Origin of the sequence: Gracilibacillus kekensis, assembly GCF_900143085.1 — a bacterium.
Lineage (GTDB): Bacteria > Bacillota > Bacilli > Bacillales > Amphibacillaceae > Gracilibacillus > Gracilibacillus kekensis.
Window position 1 is genome coordinate 1 of sequence record NZ_FRCZ01000013.1, and the last position, 1,123, is coordinate 1,123.

A 1,123-nucleotide genomic window follows, 5' to 3' on the forward strand; every position below is an offset into this window, starting at 1 on the left:
GTATGATCTTTGCACCTTCAACGAAGGTGTTCCTATAATCCTTAGAAAGGAGGTGATCCAGCCGCACCTTCCGATACGGCTACCTTGTTACGACTTCACCCCAATCATTGGCCCCACCTTCGGCGGCTGGTTCCAAATGGTTACCCCACCGACTTCGGGTGTTGCCAACTCTCGTGGTGTGACGGGCGGTGTGTACAAGGCCCGGGAACGTATTCACCGTGGCATGCTGATCCACGATTACTAGCGATTCCGGCTTCATGTAGGCGAGTTGCAGCCTACAATCCGAACTGAGAATGGTTTTATGGGATTGGCTTGACCTCGCGGTTTTGCTTCCCTCTGTACCATCCATTGTAGCACGTGTGTAGCCCAGGTCATAAGGGGCATGATGATTTGACGTCATCCCCACCTTCCTCCGGTTTGTCACCGGCAGTCACCTTAGAGTGCCCAACTGAATGCTGGCAACTAAGATCAAGGGTTGCGCTCGTTGCGGGACTTAACCCAACATCTCACGACACGAGCTGACGACAACCATGCACCACCTGTCATTCGGTCCCCGAAGGGAACTCCCTATCTCTAGGGACATCCGAAGATGTCAAGACCTGGTAAGGTTCTTCGCGTTGCTTCGAATTAAACCACATGCTCCACCGCTTGTGCGGGCCCCCGTCAATTCTTTTGAGTTTCAGCCTTGCGGCCGTACTCCCCAGGCGGAGTGCTTAATGCGTTAACTGCAGCACTAAGGGGCGGAAACCCCCTAACACCTAGCACTCATCGTTTACGGCGTGGACTACCAGGGTATCTAATCCTGTTCGCTCCCCACGCTTTCGCACCTCAGCGTCAGTTACAGACCAGAGAGTCGCCTTCGCCACTGGTGTTCCTCCACATATCTACGCATTTCACCGCTACACGTGGAATTCCACTCTCCTCTTCTGCACTCAAGTTCCCCAGTTTCCAATGACCGCTTGCGGTTGAGCCGCAAGATTTCACATCAGACTTAAGAAACCGCCTACGCGCGCTTTACGCCCAATAATTCCGGACAACGCTTGCCCCCTACGTATTACCGCGGCTGCTGGCACGTAGTTAGCCGGGGCTTCCTCGATAGGTACCGTCAAGGTGCCGCCCTATT

1 rRNA gene is annotated in these 1,123 nt (G+C 54.1%); it reads right to left on the reverse strand.

Annotated features, from left to right (window positions below):
• Window positions 1-45: 45 nt before the first annotated feature.
• Window positions 46-1,123 (reverse strand): 16S ribosomal RNA (locus BUC25_RS18875); the annotation flags it as partial.